Source organism: Bacillus sp. AY2-1 (genome assembly GCF_008368965.1).
In the GTDB taxonomy this organism is placed as follows: domain Bacteria; phylum Bacillota; class Bacilli; order Bacillales; family Bacillaceae_G; genus Bacillus_A; species Bacillus_A thuringiensis_S.
This window is the reverse complement of record NZ_QPEL01000060.1, coordinates 24,612-45,176: the sequence shown is the minus strand read 5'-3', so window position 1 is coordinate 45,176 and position 20,565 is coordinate 24,612. Positions and strand designations below refer to the sequence as shown.

Sequence of the window (20,565 nt, the reverse complement as noted above, 5' to 3'; positions counted from 1 at the left end):
TATGATGGATCAAAACCAAGGATTAAAAAGAGAATTGAAAAGCAGGCACATATTTATGATTGCACTCGGTGGAGTTATTGGTACAGGACTTTTTTTAGGGTCAGGTTATACGATTCATGAAGCTGGACCTGGAGGAGCAATTGTAGCGTATCTTGTCGGTGGATTTGTAATGTATTTAACGATGCTCTGTTTAGGAGAATTAGCTGTTGCGATGCCTGACGCAGGGTCTTATCAAACGTATGCGACAAAGCACATTTCCCCTGCAGCGGGTTATGTAGTGGGATGGATGTCGTGGTTAAACTGGTCTGCTACGATAGGCATTGAATTAATTGCAGTTAGTATTTTGATGAAACGCTGGTTTCCCGATGTACCGTCATGGATTTGGTGTGTAGTGTTCGCAGTACTGCTCTTTGCTATTAATGCGTTATCTTCAAGAAGTTTTGCGGAAGTGGAATTTTGGTTTGCAAGTATTAAAGTAATTACAATTATTGCATTTATTATTTTGGGCGGGGCAGCAATGTTTGGTTTTCTAGATATGAAAGGAAATGAACCAGCGCCAATGTTCTCTAGCTTTACTGATTATGGTGGATTGTTTCCAAATGGATTATCAGCCATTTTAATTACAATGATTGCAGTTAATTTTTCTTTCCAAGGAACAGAATTAGTTGGTATTGCAGCAGGTGAGAGTGAAAATCCAGAGAAAACGATCCCGAAGGCAATTAACAATACAGTTTGGCGTATACTTGTTTTCTTTGTACTATCTATTTTTATTCTTGCTGGACTATTCCCTTGGCAGCAAGCAGGAGTAATAGAAAGTCCATTCGTAGTTGTATTTGATAAAATTGGTATTCCTTATGCAGCAGATATTATAAATTTCGTTATTATTACAGCAGTACTATCCGTTGCGAATTCAGGATTATATGCAACTTCGCGTATGCTATGGTCTATGTCTAATCAAGGAATGATTAGTCCAATTTTTGGCAAGTTATCTAAAAACGGTGTTCCTATTTATGCATTAATCGTAAGCACAATTGTAGGGTGTCTCTCACTACTATCAGGTATTTATGCGGAAGATACAGTTTATTTATGGCTGCTTTCTATCGCTGGGTTCGGAGCGATACTAGTTTGGGCATCTATTGCTTTATCAAATTTATTAGCTAGAAGGTCATACATGAAGCGGGGCGGGGATGTTAAGGACTTGAAATTTAAAACACCATTGTATCCATTTGTACCACTTCTTGCGTTAGTATTAAATTTAACAGTAATCGTTGGCATGGCCTTTATTCCAGAACAAAGAATGGCATTGTATTGTGGTATTCCATTTATGATTGTTTGTTTACTGTTTTATCGTGCTACAAGAAATAAGGGAAGTAATGTGGAGCATATTGAAAAGACAAATACAACGGAAGTAGAGAATTTATAATAGTGATTAATTAGGAGACTGTAAAATTGTAAACAGTCTCTTTTTTTGTGAAAATAAAGCTGGAAACATACTATGTATGCAAAGGGGAATTAGCGATGAATCCAGAAGTTTCGCAGTTGTTAAAACAAATAGATTCAAGGAAAGAGGAATTACTAGAACTTACAAAAACTTTAATTCGTTTTGAAACACCAGCACCACCAGCGAGAAATACAAATGAAGCGCAAGAATTTATTGCAGAGTTTTTAAGAAAACGAAATTTTAGTATTGATAAATGGGATGTATATCGGAATGATCCGAACGTTGTTGGAGTAAAAAAAGGAATAAAAAGTGACTCATATAAAAGTCTTATTATTAATGGGCATATGGATGTAGCTGAAGTTTCAGCAGATGAGGCGTGGGAAACAAATCCATTTAATCCATTTATAAAAGATGGCCGGTTAGTTGGACGTGGCGCAGCAGATATGAAAGGTGGGTTGGCTGGAGCGCTATTTGCCATTCAACTTTTACAAGAAGCTGGTATTGAATTACCTGGAGATTTAACTTTTCAATCAGTAATTGGAGAAGAAGTTGGAGAAGCAGGTACACTTCAATGCTGCAAAAGGGGTTACGATGCTGATTTTGCAGTCGTAGTGGATACGAGTGATTTACATATGCAAGGGCAAGGCGGTGTCATTACTGGATGGATTACAGTGAAAAGTCCGCAAACGTTTCATGATGCAACGCGTAGACAAATGATCCATGCTGGAGGACGTTTATTTGGAGCGAGTGCGATTGAAAAAATGATGAAAATTGTGCAAAGCTTACAAGAATTAGAGCGCCACTGGGCAGTCATGAAAACATATGAAGGCTATCCATCTGGAACAACAACAATTAATCCAGCTGTTATTGAGGGAGGAAGGCATGCGGCGTTCATTGCGGATGAGTGCCGATTGTGGATAACAGTGCACTTCTATCCGAATGAAACACATGAACAAATAATAAACGAAATTGAAGAGTATATTGGAAAGGTGGCAGCTGCCGATCCATGGTTAAGTGAAAATCCGCCACAATTTAAGTGGGGCGGAGAATCAATGATTGTAGATCGTGGTGAAATTTTTCCTTCTTTAGAAATAGATAGTGAACATACAGCTGTAAAAACGCTTAGCTCAGTACATGAATCAATTCTTTCTAAAAACGCAATTTTAGATATGTCTGCAACGGTAACGGATGGTGGTTGGTTTAGTGAATTTCATATTCCGGCTGTTATTTACGGACCAGGCACATTAGAGGAAGCTCATTCAATAAATGAGAAAGTAGAAGTAGAGCAGTTAATTGAATTTACAAAAGTAATAACAGCATTTATATATGAATGGTGTCATATGAAAAAATAGATTAGTATGTTGAAATAGTACAGGTATGTATACTTGTACTATTTTTTAGTGAACTATTTCAGAGTTAAATAGAAACAACTGAAATAGTTCTTTATTTTGCTATGTCTTTCGTTTCATTTCAAGTAATTTCTCTTTTGCTAATTCAACGGCAATCGCATCATCTAAATAGCCAATTGGAAAGAGATAGTCGGGAATAATATCTGTCGATAAAATGAAATAAAGTAATGCGCTCCCAAGAACTGCACGTTCTTCTTTTGAAATGGTTTCATTGCAAAATTGTTGATACATATCTGTTAATTGTTCAATAAAAGGACCAGCACTATCAATTTGCTCTAATTTGCTTGCGAAACTGTCACGAATACGATTTTCGCCTTCTGTTGTCTGGGCATAGCGTTCGTAATTTTCGAGTTCTTGTTTTACGCGAGTTGTAGTGTAATCGAAATCGAATAAGTTAGAGGATTGTAAAGTTTGCTGAATGGTATCAAGAGATGTGTACATATCCGTTTTTTCTTTATTTATGTGAGGAGAATCAGGGTACATTTCATCAAATAACAATTGGGGTGGAACTTGAAGACATTCTGCAAATTTTTGTAGATGTTTTTGTTTCGGCGGTTGTTTGCCATTAATAATTCTTGAGACCGTTGCAGGATCAATATTTGTAAGTATTCCTAGTTGGCGCATAGATAGGGCGCGTTCTTTTAAAAGTTTTTTTATTAATTTACCAAGCCGATCATTCGGGTTTTCATTAGCCATAGTGTAGGCACTCCTTTTTTAGTGTTGAAAAAATGTTGAGCATTTATTACAAGTATATGAAACAGACAGGCACAGTTGCTCAACATTTTCATAATATGCATTGAAAAGTGAGAAAAAGGGGTGACTATTTATGAGTACGGCAGGCTTATTTTCAATTTTTTTAATCGGGATCGCTTCTAATTTAGATAATGCAGGTGTTGGAATTGCGTATGGCATTCGTAAAATTCGTATTTCGTGGTTTAACAATTTTATCATCGCATTCTTTGGATTTTTATTTACTTTATTAGCGGGATTTTTTGGGAACTGGATTGCGTTATTTATTTCAGAGTTTACAGCAAACTTGATTGGAGCAATCGTTTTAGGGATAATCGGGGTGTTTATTTTATGCCAGCCTTTCTTGAGTCAAAAAAATACAGCAGGTTCTAAAGATGATAATGTACTTATGGGAATTTTACGTGATCCAGAAAAAGCAGATTTCGATGGATCTAAAACAATTAGTTTTTCTGAAGCACTTGTTTTAGGGGTTGCATTGTCTATTAATAATATCGCAGGTGGGTTCGATGCTGGAGTAACAAATTTAAACCTTTGGCTTACAGCGACTATTTCTGGGGTGTTTAGTTTTATTTGCATAAGTGGTTTTGGGTATGTAGGAAAACGATATTTAGCAGAATACTTAGGGAAATGGGCGACGGTTATTGCAGGAGTGTTATTAATTCTTATTGGGATCGATCAGTTGTTGTAAGGAGAGTAGAAAACAAGGTTCGAGTATTTCCTTGGAAATACAGCAAGGGATTGCATATATCGACGTACTTTTCTCCATACTAATACGGATTTCTTTTAAGAAAGGGGGATTTGTATGGGACGCGGGAAAGCATTTGATCATAAGAAAAAAGGGCATGATCATCAACCACCTAAAGGTGCGTTCATTCATAAAGATGTAAATGAACATACTTTGGAAGAGGAAGAGCTACCAGTAAATATTGAGGCGTATAAAAATAGTTTAAAAAAACATTAAAAGCACCTACATAGGTGCTTTTTTTACCGTATATCTTCAATTAATTGTTCGGATTCTTCATGCATACTGTACTCACTTAATACTTGAATGCAAAGCCACTTTAATTCTTCGATCGTATGCTCAAGTTCTTCAGGAAGCACATGGTGAATGTCTTCAAGTCCCATTCCGAAATGAATAAGTTCAAGTACTTGATCATCGATGTTCCGGTCCATTAATAGTTCAAGTACTTCTAAATTGAATATGTATCGGTGAGCTTCGTCGAGTGAAACAACTTTTAGCTTTAAGCTTTCTACAATACTCAATATAAAAAGAAGAATTGTTTTTTCAAGAACAGGTTGTTTTCCCATTTGAAATATTAGTTTCATCTTTCACACCTCCACATATAGCGCTAGGTTGTACTATATTATTCGGGAGGGGGGAGCAAATATGCATAATAAAGAGAAACTTTCAATACCGTTTTTGTATGGATATTGATAACAGATCAAATAAAAAAATCCCGCTATACTAGCAGGATAACTTTCCATTAAAAAATACTCCAGCCTTCTTGAGCAGAAAGAAGTTCAAGAATTTTAAAACCAGCGATACTATTTCCGTTTGCATCTAAAGCTGGCCCGAAAATACCGATTCCCATTTCACCTTTTACGCAGCCGAAAATGCCACCGGCTACACCACTTTTTGCAGGGATACCAACACGGATTGCAAATTCACCAGATTCGTTATACATACCACATGTGACCATAAATGTTTTGCAAATTTTTGTAATATGTTTAGGGATAATCTGTTTCTTTTTATATGGATCATATCCATCCATTGCAAAAATTAAGCCAATACGTGCTAAATCAATACAGTTTACTTCAACTGCACATTGACGAGTGTATAAATCCATAAGTTCTTCGATGTCACAATCGATAATTCCGTTTTGTTTCATATAGTAACAAAGTGAACGATTTAAGTAAGCTGTCTCTAATTCTGAATTGGCAACTTTAGAAGAATAATTAATAGTAGGATTATCTGTTATTTCACGTACAAAATGAAGGATACGCTCCATTTTTTCCTCGTTATCTTTTCCTGCTAACATGCTTGTAATAGCTAATGCTCCTGCATTAATCATTGGATTAAGGGGTTTGGACGGACTTGTCGTTTCTAACTTAATAATAGAATTAAATGGGTCACCCGTTGGTTCCATTCCAACTTTAGAAAATACATATTCTTCGCCACGGTCTAAAAGGGCAAGGGCAAGTGTAATTACTTTGGAAATACTTTGAAGAGTAAATAGTGTTTGTGAGTTGCCTGCATGGATATATTCTGATTCTTTATGGAAAATGGCAATCCCTAAATCGTCTGGATTTGCATTTCCTAGTTCGGGGATATAAGTAGCAAGTTTTCCTTTTTTTGTATATGGTTTTACTTGTTCTAACAACTGTTGTAAGTTGTTTGTTTCAATGCACTGCATAGTACCAACGCTCCTATTTCGAATTAACTAAGTTTACTTTTCCCGATATGCTCGGAAATAAATAATAACATGAAAAAGTGGAATGATAAAACGAAAGTTACATGTTCTATAGTAGGTCGTTCGTTTCGCGTCCTCTGTATTAAAAAAGGAGAATTTCCCTTTTATATAACAGTTTGGAAATAGGAGATTTATCCATAAAAAATCCAAAAATAAAAACTACACATCTATACAACTATATGTTATTATGGTTATGTAAATAGAAAGCGTTTTCTAAGGCGTACTTATAATGATAACGATTTCATAAATTGAATTAGGGGGAATTAAAATGTTGCAGTTTTTACAACGTATTGGTAAAGCTTTAATGCTTCCGATCGCAGTACTACCAGCAGCAGGATTATTGCTTCGTCTAGGACAAGAAGACGTATTAAACATTCCTGTTATGGCACAGGCCGGTGCAGCAATTTTTGATAATTTAGCACTTATTTTTGCAATTGGTGTTGCAATCGGCTTATCTGTTGACGGTAGTGGTGCAGCTGGTCTTGCAGGTGCAATTGGTTATTTAGTTATGAAGAATACAACTAATGCTTTAAGTGTTACTTACTCAACAGCAGAATTAAATGATAAATTAAAAAGTGTTCAAGATTTAGTCGGTTCAGTAGATCCAACTAAATTAGCAGATACGATGAATAAAGTTTCTAAAGCAGCAGCTTTGACACCAAAAATAAATATGGCTATACTCGGTGGTATTATTGCCGGGGTTATCGCTGGATTACTATACAACAAATTCCATAAGATTAAACTACCAGAATGGTTAGGATTCTTCGCTGGAAAACGTTTCGTACCGATCATTACGTCTATTGTAATGCTTCTTTTAGGATTATTATTTGGTCAAATTTGGCCAACAATCCAAACTGGTATTGATGCAGTGTCACACGGTATTGTAAACCTAGGTTCAATCGGTGCAGGGTTATTCGGATTATTAAACCGTTTATTAATTCCAATCGGTTTACATCACGTAATGAACACTTATTTCTGGTTTGTACTTGGTGACTTTACAAATGCAGCTGGTGATCTTGTTCATGGTGATATTGCTCGTTTCTTTGCAAAAGATCCATCAGCAGGTATGTTTATGACTGGTTTCTTCCCAGTTATGATGTTTGGTTTACCAGCAGCGTGTTTCGCAATGATTGCGGCTGCTAAACCAGAAAAACGCAAAGCAGTTACTGGTATGTTAGCTGGTTTAGCATTAACTTCATTCTTAACTGGTATTACAGAGCCAATCGAATTCTCATTCATGTTCTTATCACCAGTATTATATGGTGTGCATGCAGTATTAACAGGTCTTTCTTTATTCATAACAACATCACTTGGCATTCGTGATGGTTTCACATTTAGCGCAGGTGCTATTGATTATGTTATTAACTTTGGTATTGCAACAAAACCTGTATTATTAGCAGGTATCGGTTTAATTTATGCAGCAATTTACTTTGCAGTATTCTACTTCTTAATTAAGAAGTTCAACTTAAAAACTCCAGGTCGTGAAGATGACGATGAGTTAGTTGAAGATGTGGATGCACCAGTTGCAGGTTCAATTGGTGAAACTTACGTAGCAGCTCTAGGTGGAAAAGAAAACTTAACAGTTATTGATAACTGTGCAACACGTCTACGCTTACAAGTAAAAGATGCTAGTCAAGTAAACGAAGCAGCATTAAAACGTGCCGGTGCAAAAGGCGTTATGAAATTAAGTGACACAAGTGTACAAGTTATCGTAGGTACAAATGTTGAATCTGTTGCCGATGATATGAAAAAACACGTATAAATAATGAGATAAGAGGATGTCCAAAAAGATTGATAACATCAATTTTTTACAGGATATCCTCTTTTTTTTTAATAATTTAAAGGGAATCTTACTTTTGTAAATTTTCTTTTTCTTTTTTGTACATATGGGTTGGTAATATCTGCAGTGCGTGATAAAGTAGGGATGATATAGAATGGATTATCCATAATCTACTAAAATAAATCTTTAGTAGAGGAATTAAATTATTGGTGAGTAAGGGGAAAAAAGCAATTATGGATCAGGAAAAAAATAATGCGAATGGGAAAGCACATCGGCCGATTGTATACATAAAAAGGACAATCATTCTCGTCTTACTATTATCACTTGTATATTTCATGTATACAAAAATTGTTGAGCATAATAAGAAAGAAGAAACTTTAAAAGCGGCAGCAGAAATGAAGAAACAAGAAGAGCTAAAAAAGAAAGAAGAAGAAAAAAAGAAGCAAGAAGAACAAAAACAAAAAGAGCAGGAAGAACAAGTGAAGCAAGCGCAAGCTGCGGAACAGCCTACTGAAGGACCACCTCAAGAAATTAATGAAAACGCTCAATTGGACCAGTATTTACAAAACGCAGGATTTAGCGGGACAGCTGTTATTGTGAAGAACGGAAAAGTTCTTCTGAATAAAGGGTACGGTATGGCAAATAAAGAGCAGCAAGTACCCAATAATTCAGAGACGACTTTTTATATTGGTTCTATTTCAAAGGCGTTTGTAGCAACCGCTATTATGCAGTTGAAAGATCAAAAAAAATTACAAGTAGAAGATACTGTTGCGAAGTATATTCCAGATTTTCCACAAGGTAATAGTATTCAGCTAAAACATCTATTAACACATACATCAGGGATTCCAGAATATGAGCAGGGAAAAGAAGATATTTCTCATGAAGAACTGATAAAGCGAATAGGAAATCAAAAGCGTATTGGTGGTCCAGGAGAGAAGTGGAAGTATTCCGATTCGAACTACTCTATACTTGCATACATTGCCGAGAAGGTAAGTGGACAGCCGCTCGAAGAATATATTAAACAACATATTTTTGCTACTGTGGGTATGAAACATTCTGGTTTTGGCACAGAATTAGAACAAACAAGATTCCCATCAACGGGTTATAAAATAGTAAATAACAATATGACAACACCTAATATTCCGAGCATGTCACAACTATATGGTTGTGGTGATATATATACGAGTGCACATGATTTATATTTATTTAACGAAGCACTCTTCTCTGGAAAGTTAATTTCAAAAGAGAGCTATGATCAAATGTTTACAGGCGGAAAAAAAGATTACGGATTTGGATGGTACGTAGACCCAGGAAGTTATTCGAATCACGGTGTAATGCCAGGATGGAATTGCTTAAATGGATTTAGTAAAAGCGGAAGTGTGTATGTCGTTTTATTATCTAACATCCAAAACAACATTAAATCGTTTGGTAAAGTGAATAACGACATTTATACAATGTTGCGGAATATTGAAGTGTAAGAAACTATCCTTTTGGATAGTTTTTTTTATGCCCTTAAACAAATATTTCTTTTAGAAAATGTATGTCTTACCTATCACAAAAATATCTGTTTTGTATACATTAAGATGTATGGATGTAAAATTTTTTAATCTAAAAATAATAGGAGGAGAAGTGTATGTGTCTGTTCGGAAAATATTGGCATAAGTTATCAAGATTATTTAATAGACAATTAGGCTATTTTTTAGATGACAAATTATTGCCTGCTGTGGAACGACTTTTATTTTCGCAAAACTTTGCAAGGTTTATTCAAAGAAACTCTAAGCAAGCTACGGAAGAATTTATAAAATCAAGCCAATTTCAATCTATTATTTGTAATATTTTAAAAGAATGCAATACATCACCTTTTAAAGAAATTGCAAAGCAGTATTTAGGTAAAAACGTAGAAATTACGGTGACGGTTGGACAATTAACAGGCGTTATTGTAGCAGTTGGTGATGATTTCTTAACATTGCAAGAAGGAATAGGAACTGAAGTTTTATTACCATTTACAAGCATTATATCAATTAAAGAAGTGTAAGAAAGGAGAGTTATATATGTTATTTACTGATGAATTACGTAACCATGTTGGTGAGCTAGTGCAAGTTGTGACAGCTGTAGAAATTGTTACAGGCATTCTTTTATCTGTGACAGATGGGGCGATAATTGTGCGTACTTCTCCTTCTTATGGACCACCGGAAGATGTAATTGTGCGTACTCCTATTATTGCTTATGTTCGATTGGAAGGGTAAGCGTGATACAAGTATGAGAGTATCAGTTGTTATTCCAGCGCACAATGAAGCGAGTACTTTATCGCAAGTTTTAGTAGAAGTGGAGAAGCTCGAGCCTTACGAAATTATCGTGGTAGATAATGGGTCAACAGATGGGACGAAAAAAATAGCGTTACAACATCATTGTCACATGATTTATTATAAACATTCTCTTGGCAATGATGTTGGACGGGCTATTGGAGCTAGAGAAGCAAAAGGTGAAATTGTCTTGTTTTTAGATGGTGATATTGTTATTGATAGTAAAGAGTTACAACGTTTCGTGAAAGGGATTCAACAAGGGCATCAAATTGTTGTGAATAATTTAACATGGTCGGTTTATTTAAAGATGAGACCACATTATACGACAGTTGGAAAGTTCATGTTGAATCGTTATTTGAATAAAAAGGAGCTTGTTGTTGGATCTTTAATCGCAATTCCACATGCGATGAACAGGAAAGTTATCGAGAAACTTGGGTGGTGGAATTTAGCAGATCCAGCACTATTTCAAGCGATGGCGATGTCTAGAGGAGTAGATATTGTTGATACGGCTTCGGTCGATGTAATTCACACAAATAAGGTTCGTCCTGTGCATACGGGAACATCACCTGGTTCTCCTTATCCGAAAGCGACTAGCCGTATTATGGGTGATCATTTACGTGCTTTACAATACGTAATCGAAACATATGGTAAACGCGGCGGTTTTTCGGAGGGAAACAGGGATAGAGAGTTTATAGGGAACTATAAACCCGTTGTATTAAAGAAGGAAAAAGCGAAATATAGTGCGATTATACCAGTGTCAGAAGAAAAAATGACGATAAGATCTGTTATACAAGAAGTGAAAAAAGCAGGGGTAGATGAAATTATTGTTGTCGCGAATGGCGCAGATTTTGAGACTGTTAAACACGCAAAGCTAGAAAATGTTATTGTTGTTGAATTTACGAAGGCGCTTGGACATAATGTAGCACGAGCGATAGGTGCCATGCATGCTACGGCAGATATTTGTTTATTCGTTGATGGTGATTTTGTTATTCCAGCAAAAAAACTCACTCCATTTTTGCAAGCTGTTGAAGATGGAAGTGACGTGGTTTTAAATGATTTACAATGCTTATTAGATATGTTTCATCCTGCAGATCCAATTAGTATGGGGAAATATTTTGTGAATTTAGTAGCGAAAAGACCGGATTTATGGAATAACTCATTAACGGCAGTACCACATGCTATGCATAAAAGGGTAATAGAGAAAATAGGATATGACTCGCTTGTTATTCCGCCATTAGCCCAAATGAAAGCTATTTTGGAGGTTTTTTCTATTACAGCAGTAGAATTTGTAGATGTTATAAAAACCAATCGGGTACGCCCGGAGCAACATGGGTTTGTAAATGGACGTATTCCGGCATTTGACCGTATTTTCGGTGATCAACTTGAGGCGATTGCTTATCTATTACAATATACAGACGAACGTGGGAGTTTTACGGATGGAGATCGCGATAGAGACATTATTCAACAATTGAGAAAGGAAGAAAAGAATACAGATGAATGCTAGTAGTAAAGTAGCTATTATTGGATTAGGGTATGTTGGTCTTCCTTTAGCAGTCCATTTTGCAGAAAGAGGATATACCGTACTAGGATTAGATAAAGATACTAGAAAAATAGAATCGATTATAAAAGGAGAAAGTTATATTCCAGATGTTTCTTCTAAAGTGTTACAAAGTTTATTGACTAAAAATAAATTAATAGTAAATACACCAGATAAAGGTATTACTGATTTCCAAAATAGTGATTATGTTATTGTTACTGTTCCAACTCCAATTAATGAACGAAGAGAACCAGATTTAAGTGCCCTCATTTCAGCTTCGCATTATATACAACAAAATCTCCAAAAAGGACAAACCTTCATTTTTGAAAGTTCCACATACCCAGGCACACTTGAGGAAGTTATTATTCCTATTATTTCTCAAGCCGGCAAAAAGGTAGGAGAAGATTTCTATATTGGATATTCTCCTGAGAGAATTGATCCAGCAAATAGTCAATATTCAGTTCAAGCTATTCCAAAAGTTATTAGTGGACAAACAGAAAAGTGCAAACAAAAAGTACAGGATTTATATAGTAGCATTTTTGACGTAGTTGTACCTGTTAGCTCTCCGAAAGTAGCAGAGATGTGTAAGCTATTTGAAAATATTCAGCGCTTAGTTAACATTTCTTTAGTAAATGAGTTAAACACACTATGTGAAAGTTTAGGGATTGATTTTTATGAGGTTATTGAAGCGGCATCTACAAAACCGTTTGGATTTACTCCGTATTGGCCAGGACCAGGGATAGGGGGGCACTGTATTCCCGTAGATCCTTTATATTTTCAATGGAGAATAAAAAAGAATGGGGCAATTAGTCAATTAATTGAGGCGGCACATGTAATTAATGAAGAAATGCCAGAGAAAATTGTCCGGAAAGTAAAGGGCATGGTGCAATCACCCGGACTAGTTTTAATTGTAGGAATCGCGTATAAGAAAGATGTAAATGATTTGAGGGAATCACCGGCTTTGCCAATTATTCAATTACTAATAAAAGAAGGATACAAGATAAAATACCATGATTCATATATTTCTTCTGCAGAAATTGGAGATAAGGTGTATCAATCCGTTGCCTTGGATGAACAAACAGTTAAAGAGGCAGGTTGTATTTTAATTTTAACTGATCATTCTAATATCGATTGGAAGCTTTTTAAAGGAATGAACCGAGTAATAGATACAAGGGGAATTATAAAGAAGGTGAGTGTATGAGTAAGAAATGTTTAATTACAGGTGGGGCCGGATTTATTGGATCTCATTTAGCTGAAGAGTTGGTGAGAAGGGGTTATGAAGTCACGATTGTGGATAACTTCTATAAAGGGAAAAATAAGTATCATAATGAGCTAATGAGAGAGATGCGGGTTATTCCAATAAGTGTTTTAGACAAAAATTCTATTTATGAGTTAGTAAATCAACATGATGTAGTGTTTCATTTAGCAGCAATTTTAGGTGTTAAAACGACAATGGAAAAAAGTATAGAGCTCATTGAAACGAATTTTGATGGAACGAGAAACATTTTACAAGCAGCATTAAAAGGAAAGAAGAAAGTAGTTTTTGCATCTACTTCCGAAGTATATGGCAAGGGCAAACCGCCTTTCTCAGAAGAAGGGGACCGATTGTACGGGGCAACTTCTAAAATACGTTGGAGTTATGCAGTGTGTAAAACATTAGAAGAAACATTATGTTTAGGCTACGCATTAGAAGGTTTACCGGTAACAATTGTTCGTTATTTTAATATTTATGGTCCAAGAGCGAAAGATGGTCCGTATGCAGGGGTAATCCCGCGATTTATCAGTGCGGCCCTGCAAGGAGAAGATATTCTCGTATATGGAGATGGAAAGCAGACACGTTGCTTTACGTATGTAAGTGATGCGGTAGAGGCAACGATTCGAGCAATGGATGAGAAGGTAAATGGTGAGATTATTAATATAGGTTCCGAGAACGAAAAGAGTATAAAAGAAGTAGCAGAAACAATTAAAAAACTAACGAAATCTTCTTCAAAAATTATACAAGTTCCTTTTGAGGAAGTATATCCACATGGCTTTGAAGAAATTCCAAATAGAAGGCCGAACGTAACGAAGTTAAGAGAGCTTGTTCAATTTCAAGCGACAGTAACGTGGGAACAAGGATTGAAAGAAACTATTAAGTGGTTTCATGAAGAAAACAATGGCTAAGTCGCTATCAGTTATTATTCCTGCAAGTAATGAAGTGGATACAATTTCAGACGTTATTCAATCGGTAAAACCGTTAAATCCAGTAGAGATTATTGTAATAGCAAATGGTTGTAATGATGGTACAGAAGAGGTTGCTAATCGGTTAGGATGTAAAGTAATCAGGCATACAGAACTATTAGGAAACGATGTTGGACGTGCAGTTGGCGCAAAATATGCGATAGGTGATGTATTACTATTTATAGATGGGGACTTTGCTATTCCAACTTCAAAATTACAATTGTTTCTTAATCCGATTTTACATGATCAGACTGACATCGTTTTAAATAATTTGGACGCATTGTTTTTAAAGAAACAAAAACCCCATTCTGTTACAGTGTGGCGTCAAATATTAAATGCAATGTTAGAGCGTGAAGAATTAAAAATAGATTCTTTATTATCTGTACCTCATGCGTTGACGAAAGAAGTCGTCCAGAGTATTGGATACGAATGTTTAGTTAATCCTATTGTAGCTCATTTACGTATAGCACAAAGTAAATGGAGAATTAGCCGTCATTGTGCTATTGATGTTATTACGCCGAATAAATTTCGACCGGTTGAACATGCTGCATATGGCACGAGCCTTTCTCAATCTGAAAGAAGAATGATAGGTGATCATATAGAAGCTGTTGCGGAACGGATAGTAAGCAGTGATACACGCGGGGGATATTATGATGGAAATAGGAAAAGGAATAGCGTCTATCATACTTTAAATTTCGAAGATTTTTATCAAGGATGGGGCGTTACATCCAATTTGTATAAAGGAAAGCAACTATCGGTTGTTATTCCTGTACAAGATGAAGAGAAAACAATTGGAAACGTTATAGAAGAGCTTCGTAAAATTGAACCTTTTGAAATCATCGTCGTCGTAAATGGTTCGTCAGATAAAACAGCAACGATTGCAAAAGACAAGGGCGCAACGACAATTGTATATAAAGAAGCCCTTGGAAACGATGTAGGGCGTTCACTTGGAACTTATTTTGCAAAAGGAGAAATTGTGTTATTTATAGATGGTGATTTTGTTATTCCAGCTAGGGAGCTATATCCTTTTGCAAAAGCTATTGCAGATGGAAAGGACGTCGCATTAAATGATTTAAATCATTATTTAGATCTAAGAGTACCACTTCATCTTGTAACTGCGTTTAAGTATGCACTAAATTTAGCTTGTGATAGAAAGGATTTAGGGGTAGGATCACTTATTGCGGTACCTAATGCATTTAGCCACAAGTGTTTGAAAGCAATTGGGTATAAATCTTTATTGTCACCTTGTGTAGCACAAGTGAAGGCTCTTCTTTCTGGATTTGAAATTGCGTGTGTATATCGTGTTGAGGTTGATAAGATGAACCGTATTCGTCCCAGTGAACATTTTGCAAAAATAGGTCATCCTCCAGCTGTACTTCGAATTATAGGTGATCATATAGAGGGACTAGAGCAAATAATTGCATTAACAGACAATCGTGGCGGATTCTATGATGGCAATAGAAAAAGAGATGTTTTATAGAAGTAACAAAAAAGTGTACAACATGTGTACACTTTTTTGTTCTGTTATAAAAACTATAACAGATTAGGAGATAAGAGTATTACAGCTCTACAATGGGTATTGTTCTTATATTACAAAATAGGACTCGTATATAAGAATACCAAAAAAATACAATTAAGGAAAGGGTTAATTTTAAAGACTTTTAAATGAAGTTACCACTATATATATAGTGGTTTGCTCAACTTTTCACAAACATGTCACAACTATTTCGTTCACTTTCTTAAAAAAGTAGTATTCTAAGTGTGTAAGCTGTTATATAAAAAATCTTAGTCCTGTACTAATCAAAAATGGAGGAGATTAGGATGACTCAAGTATTAGAAAATGTTAAAAACGCATGGGAAAACTTTAAAGGTGAAAAATGGAAAGCAGAGATTGATGTTCGCGATTTCATTTTAAATAATGTAAACGTTTTCGAAGGAGACGAATCTTTCTTAGCAGAAGCAACTGAAGCAACGAAACAACTTTGGGATCAAGTAATGGATTTAACAACAAAAGAACGTGAAAACGGTGGCGTTCTTGATATGGATACAAAAATTGTTTCTTCTATTACATCACATGACCCAGGATACTTAAATAAAGATATTGAAAAGGTAGTCGGTTTCCAAACTGATAAACCATTTAAACGTTCTTTACAACCATATGGTGGTATTCGTATGGCGGAGCAAGCTTGTGAATCTTATGGATACGAAATGGACAAAGAACTTAGTCGTATTTTTAGAGATTGGAGAAAAACTCATAACCAAGGTGTATTCGATGCCTATACACCAGAAATGAGAAATGCACGTAAATCAGGCGTTATTACTGGTCTTCCAGATGCATACGGTCGTGGACGCATTATCGGTGACTATCGACGCGTAGCATTATATGGTATTGATCATTTAATTGAAGCGAAAAAAGCTGATTTGAATTTAACTGGTGGTGTAATGAGCGAAGATACAATGCGTTTACGCGAAGAATTATCTGAGCAAATGCGTGCACTTCAAGAACTAAAACAAATGGCTGCTTCTCATGGTTTCGATATTTCTAAACCAGCAACAAATGCACAAGAAGCGTTCCAATGGTTATACTTCGCATATCTTGCGGCGATTAAAGAGCAAAACGGAGCTGCAATGAGTCTTGGACGTACTTCTACATTCTTAGATATTTACATTGAAAGAGATTTAGCAAATGGTACTTTAACAGAAGAAGAAGTACAAGAAATTGTAGATCACTTCATTATGAAATTACGTCTTGTGAAATTCGCAAGAACACCTGATTATAATGAATTATTCTCTGGTGACCCAACTTGGGTAACTGAATCTATCGGTGGTATTGCATTAGATGGTCGTCCATTAGTAACAAAGAACTCATTCCGTTTCTTGCATACATTAGATAATTTAGGACCAGCTCCAGAACCGAATTTAACAGTTCTTTGGTCTAAACAATTACCAGAGAACTTTAAAAACTACTGTGCGAAAATGTCCATCAAAACATCAGCAATTCAATATGAAAATGATGACATTATGCGTGCTGATTACGGCGATGATTACGGAATTGCTTGTTGTGTATCTGCAATGAGAATCGGTAAGCAAATGCAGTTCTTCGGAGCTCGTGCAAACTTAGCGAAAGCATTATTATATGCGATTAACGGTGGTAAAGATGAAAAATCAAAAGCACAAGTTGGTCCTGAGTACGCACCAATTACTTCTGAAGTATTAAATTACGAAGAAGTTATGCATAAGTTTGATATGACAATGGAATGGTTAGCGGGTCTATATTTAAACACACTAAATGTTATCCATTACATGCATGATAAATATAGCTATGAACGTATTGAAATGGCACTTCATGATACGAATGTTCTTCGTACAATGGCAACAGGTATCGCGGGTCTATCTGTAGTAGCAGACTCATTAAGTGCAATTAAATACGCACAAGTAAAACCAATCCGTGATGAAAACGGTATTGCAGTGGACTTCGAAATTGAAGGAGACTTCCCTAAATACGGTAACAATGATGATCGTGTAGATGAAATCGCTGTAAATCTCGTGAAAACATTTATGAATAAACTTCGTAAACATAAAACATATCGTAATTCCGTTCATACAATGTCAATTTTAACTATTACATCTAACGTTGTATACGGTAAGAAAACTGGTAACACTCCAGATGGACGCCGTACTGGAGAACCATTTGCACCAGGTGCAAATCCAATGCACGGACGTGATACAAAAGGTGCATTAGCTTCATTATTATCTGTAGCTAAATTACCATATGAAGATGCACAAGATGGTATTTCTAATACATTCTCTATTATTCCAAAAGCACTTGGTAAAGAAGATGATGTACAAGTACGTAACTTAGTATCTATGCTTGATGGCTATGCAGTAAAAGAAGGCCATCACTTAAATATTAACGTATTTAATCGTGAAACATTAATGGATGCAATGGAACATCCTGAGAAATATCCACAATTAACAATTCGCGTATCTGGTTACGCTGTAAACTTTATTAAATTAACTCGTGAACAACAAATTGATGTAATTAACCGTACAATGCATGAAAGCATGTAAATGAAAAAAGTGTCCCTTCGCTCTTAATATATAGCGAAGGGAGGCTGTTTCAATAAAGGAGGAAGTAACATGGTAAAAGGAAGAATACATTCTGTAGAGTCTTGTGGTACTGTTGATGGCCCAGGGATTCGTTATGTCATATTTACACAAGGGTGTTTATTACGTTGTCAATATTGTCATAATGCTGATACTTGGGAAATCGGTAAAGGTAAAGAAATAACAGTTGAAGAAGTGATGCAGGATGTGACATGTTACCTTCCATTTATTGAAGCCTCCGGAGGCGGTATAACAGTTAGCGGTGGAGAGCCATTATTACAGCTAGACTTTTTAATTGAGTTGTTTAAAAAGTGTAAAGAGGCTGGTATCCATACAACAATCGACTCTTCTGGTGGTTGTTATTCTGAGGAACCAGAATTCCAAAGTAAGCTAGATATTTTAATGGATTATACAGATTTAGTTTTATTGGATTTGAAACATATCGATTCCAAAAAGCATCGTAAATTAACAGGGAAACCAAATGAACATATTTTACAATTCGCTCGTTATTTATCGAATAAGGATAAACCGATTTGGGTACGACACGTATTAGTTCCTGGTGTTACGGATAATGAAGAGGATCTACAAAAACTATCTAGCTTTATTCAAAGTCTGTCTAATGTTCAAAAAGTTGAAGTGTTACCATATCACAAGCTTGGTGTATATAAATGGGAGGCGCTTGGACATAAGTATCCACTCGCAAATGTAGAACCACCTACTGAGAAAAATGTAGAACATGCTAAACATATTTTACAAGCGGTCTAATCCAAATATTGGATTAGGCTTTTTGCTTTCTTTACAATAAAATCTAGAGTATATATTGATAAAAGAGTATACTGAAAGTAGAATATCCATAATTTTGTACGGAATAAGTGGAGAAATTTACATAATTGTAAAGGGAAATCAAAATAGTAAAAAGAATTAAGAAGTAAAAGAGTGAGTATCATGGAATAGAGAACATTTGTAAGTTATTGCGAAAGCTCTTATAGGAAAGTATAATGTAAAGATATGAGCACAGATAGGATTAAGGGGTCAATCTTATATGCTTTGCATATCCACGACAGGTACATAGCTGAAAAGGGAATTATTAGAATCTGTTTATGTAATTTTTAAGGAAAATGTTTTTCCTATTGTCGTATATGCAATATGGAGAAACAAAAAGCTAGGAGTGGATTTGTTTGATAAAAAACCCCAAGGTTTTAATATTAACTGCACATTACGGTAATGGTCATGTGCAAGTAGCAAAAACATTAGAACAAACATTTCGCCAAAAAGGAATTGAAGATGTTATTGTATGCGACTTGTTTGGAGAATCACATCCATTTATAACTGACATTACAAAATATCTATATTTAAAAAGTTATACAATAGGAAAAGAATTATATCGTTTGTTTTATTACGGGGTAGAAAAAATTTATGATAAGAAAATAGCATCTTGGTATGCGAACTTTGGAAGAAAACGTTTGAAAACACTGTTACAGGTGGAGAAACCAGATATTGTAATTAATACATTTCCAATTATCGCTGTACCAGAATTGAAGAAACAAACAGGGATTTCAATTCCTGTCTATAACGTATTAACTGATTTTTGCGTGCACAAAATATGGATTCATCGAGAAGTAGATCGTTATTTTGTTGCAACGGATCACGTGAAAGAATTGATGGTTGATATCGGTGTACCTGCGGAACAAATTGTTGAAACAGGAATTCCAATTCGGAGTAGTTTTGAGTTAAAGGTAAATCCAGACATCATATATAATAAATATCAGTTATGTAAGAATAAAAAGATTTTACTAATTGTAGCAGGTGCTCATGGGGTATTAGGAAATGTAAAAGAACTATGCCAATCATTTATGTCAGTGCCTAATTTACAAGTAGTTGTCGTTTGTGGGAAAAATGAAGCTTTAAAACAGGATTTATTAAGTTTACAGAATCAAAATTCCGATGCATTAAAAGTGTTTGGGTATGTTGAAAATATTGATGAATTATTCCGAGTTACTTCGTGTATGATTACGAAGCCAGGCGGAATAACATTAAGTGAAGCAGCAGCGTTGCAAGTACCTGTCATTTTATATAAACCTGTTCCAGGACAAGAAAATGAAAATGCGATGTACTTTGAAAAAAAAGGAGCAGCAGTTGTCATTCGCGATGATAGTGAGGTTTTTGCAAAAACAGAGGCATTATTACAAGATGATGTGAAGCTTCTTCAAATGAAAGAAGCAATGAAAAGCATCTATCTTCCAGAGCCAGCTGGTCATATTGTAGATGCAATTTTGGCAGAAAATCATGCAGAACCGCGGCATATACCTATTAAATCACCTGCTCTTGCACAATCTTTTACTTAATATGAAACCCTCTTTGTATATGTAAAGAGGGTTCTTTATTATTTTCAAAGAAAATTCAGCTAGTTATCCACAAAAGGATTGCGCTTTCATTAAACAGTAAAGTCGGAATATTAACAACTATATCCACATTGTCCACAATTTTTAGAAAAATATCCACAATTAAAACAGCTGATATATACTTTAATATAGAAAAATATTAAAT

19 protein-coding genes and 1 pseudogene are annotated in these 20,565 nt (G+C 35.4%); 17 read left to right on the top strand and 3 right to left on the bottom strand.

Going from position 1 to position 20,565, the window contains the following annotated elements; translation table 11 throughout:
* The first annotated feature begins 1 nt into the window (after position 1).
* Positions 2-1,423 carry an amino acid permease gene (locus DN403_RS14980; protein ID WP_000969252.1) on the top strand — a complete coding sequence of 474 codons (1,422 nt, stop codon included), beginning with the start codon at positions 2-4 and terminating at the stop codon, positions 1,421-1,423.
* Positions 1,424-1,518: 95 nt separating this feature from the next.
* A complete protein-coding gene (locus DN403_RS14975) occupies positions 1,519-2,793 on the top strand; it encodes an acetylornithine deacetylase (RefSeq protein ID WP_218948239.1) in 1,275 nt (424 codons plus the stop codon).
* 99 nt (positions 2,794-2,892) lie between these two features.
* Here DN403_RS14975 and DN403_RS14970 read toward each other — a convergent pair whose 3' ends face one another.
* Positions 2,893-3,546 carry a DUF1232 domain-containing protein gene (locus DN403_RS14970; protein ID WP_001262777.1) on the bottom strand — a complete coding sequence of 218 codons (654 nt, stop codon included), beginning with the start codon at positions 3,544-3,546 and terminating at the stop codon, positions 2,893-2,895.
* Between the two features lie 130 nt (positions 3,547-3,676).
* Between DN403_RS14970 and ytaF the strand changes: the two genes are divergently transcribed.
* Together ytaF and DN403_RS31175 are read left to right on the top strand one after the other, a co-directional pair.
* The gene (ytaF, locus tag DN403_RS14965) at positions 3,677-4,288 is read left to right on the top strand and encodes a sporulation membrane protein YtaF (protein ID WP_000100730.1); all 612 of its coding nucleotides are present in this window, start codon (positions 3,677-3,679) and stop codon (positions 4,286-4,288) included.
* Between the two features lie 114 nt (positions 4,289-4,402).
* Positions 4,403-4,561 (top strand): hypothetical protein, encoded by a 159-nt coding sequence (locus DN403_RS31175; protein WP_000532409.1) that lies wholly within the window; start codon positions 4,403-4,405, stop codon positions 4,559-4,561.
* 23 nt (positions 4,562-4,584) lie between these two features.
* Here DN403_RS31175 and DN403_RS14960 read toward each other — a convergent pair whose 3' ends face one another.
* Together DN403_RS14960 and glsA are read right to left on the bottom strand one after the other, a co-directional pair.
* The gene (locus DN403_RS14960) at positions 4,585-4,926 is read right to left on the bottom strand and encodes a DUF3969 family protein (protein ID WP_000766603.1); all 342 of its coding nucleotides are present in this window, start codon (positions 4,924-4,926) and stop codon (positions 4,585-4,587) included.
* Positions 4,927-5,084: 158 nt separating this feature from the next.
* Complete coding sequence (gene glsA, locus DN403_RS14955; protein WP_001149844.1) at positions 5,085-6,014, bottom strand: glutaminase A; 930 nt, start codon at positions 6,012-6,014, stop codon at positions 5,085-5,087.
* A gap of 69 nt (positions 6,015-6,083) precedes the next feature.
* Between glsA and DN403_RS32200 the strand changes: the two genes are divergently transcribed.
* The 13 genes and pseudogenes from DN403_RS32200 (at position 6,084) to DN403_RS14890 (ending at position 20,363) form a co-directional block, all read left to right on the top strand.
* The gene (locus DN403_RS32200) at positions 6,084-6,197 is read left to right on the top strand and encodes a hypothetical protein (protein ID WP_003276512.1); all 114 of its coding nucleotides are present in this window, start codon (positions 6,084-6,086) and stop codon (positions 6,195-6,197) included.
* A gap of 142 nt (positions 6,198-6,339) precedes the next feature.
* Positions 6,340-7,833 (top strand): N-acetylglucosamine-specific PTS transporter subunit IIBC, encoded by a 1,494-nt coding sequence (nagE, locus tag DN403_RS14945; protein WP_000938888.1) that lies wholly within the window; start codon positions 6,340-6,342, stop codon positions 7,831-7,833.
* Between the two features lie 251 nt (positions 7,834-8,084).
* Positions 8,085-9,329: a serine hydrolase domain-containing protein gene (locus tag DN403_RS14940; protein WP_000371815.1), complete on the top strand. Its 1,245-nt coding sequence runs from the start codon at positions 8,085-8,087 to the stop codon at positions 9,327-9,329.
* Between the two features lie 155 nt (positions 9,330-9,484).
* Positions 9,485-9,886, top strand: a complete 402-nt coding sequence (locus tag DN403_RS14935; RefSeq protein ID WP_000335512.1) for an LSm family protein — start codon at positions 9,485-9,487, stop codon at positions 9,884-9,886.
* 16 nt (positions 9,887-9,902) lie between these two features.
* A complete protein-coding gene (locus DN403_RS14930; protein WP_000899475.1) occupies positions 9,903-10,097 on the top strand; it encodes an LSm family protein in 195 nt (64 codons plus the stop codon).
* A gap of 13 nt (positions 10,098-10,110) precedes the next feature.
* Positions 10,111-11,658 (top strand): glycosyltransferase family 2 protein, encoded by a 1,548-nt coding sequence (locus tag DN403_RS14925; protein WP_012614730.1) that lies wholly within the window; start codon positions 10,111-10,113, stop codon positions 11,656-11,658.
* Positions 11,648-12,892 carry a nucleotide sugar dehydrogenase gene (locus DN403_RS14920; RefSeq protein ID WP_000994266.1) on the top strand — a complete coding sequence of 415 codons (1,245 nt, stop codon included), beginning with the start codon at positions 11,648-11,650 and terminating at the stop codon, positions 12,890-12,892. Before DN403_RS14925 ends, DN403_RS14920 begins: the two co-directional genes overlap by 11 nt.
* On the top strand, positions 12,889-13,854 hold the full coding sequence (locus DN403_RS14915) for an NAD-dependent epimerase/dehydratase family protein (protein ID WP_000037052.1): 966 nt from the start codon (positions 12,889-12,891) through the stop codon (positions 13,852-13,854). Before DN403_RS14920 ends, DN403_RS14915 begins: the two co-directional genes overlap by 4 nt.
* A complete protein-coding gene (locus DN403_RS14910) occupies positions 13,847-15,391 on the top strand; it encodes a glycosyltransferase family 2 protein (protein ID WP_012614731.1) in 1,545 nt (514 codons plus the stop codon). Before DN403_RS14915 ends, DN403_RS14910 begins: the two co-directional genes overlap by 8 nt.
* Positions 15,360-15,580, top strand: a pseudogene (locus tag DN403_RS14905) (hypothetical protein). Before DN403_RS14910 ends, DN403_RS14905 begins: the two are co-directional and overlap by 32 nt.
* A gap of 152 nt (positions 15,581-15,732) precedes the next feature.
* The gene (gene pflB / locus DN403_RS14900) at positions 15,733-17,982 is read left to right on the top strand and encodes a formate C-acetyltransferase (protein WP_000195467.1); all 2,250 of its coding nucleotides are present in this window, start codon (positions 15,733-15,735) and stop codon (positions 17,980-17,982) included.
* A gap of 69 nt (positions 17,983-18,051) precedes the next feature.
* On the top strand, positions 18,052-18,783 hold the full coding sequence (gene pflA, locus DN403_RS14895; RefSeq protein ID WP_000238468.1) for a pyruvate formate-lyase-activating protein: 732 nt from the start codon (positions 18,052-18,054) through the stop codon (positions 18,781-18,783).
* A 413-nt stretch (positions 18,784-19,196) separates the two neighbouring features.
* On the top strand, positions 19,197-20,363 hold the full coding sequence (locus DN403_RS14890) for a diglucosyl diacylglycerol synthase (protein WP_000594686.1): 1,167 nt from the start codon (positions 19,197-19,199) through the stop codon (positions 20,361-20,363).
* The last annotated feature ends 202 nt before the right edge of the window (positions 20,364-20,565 follow it).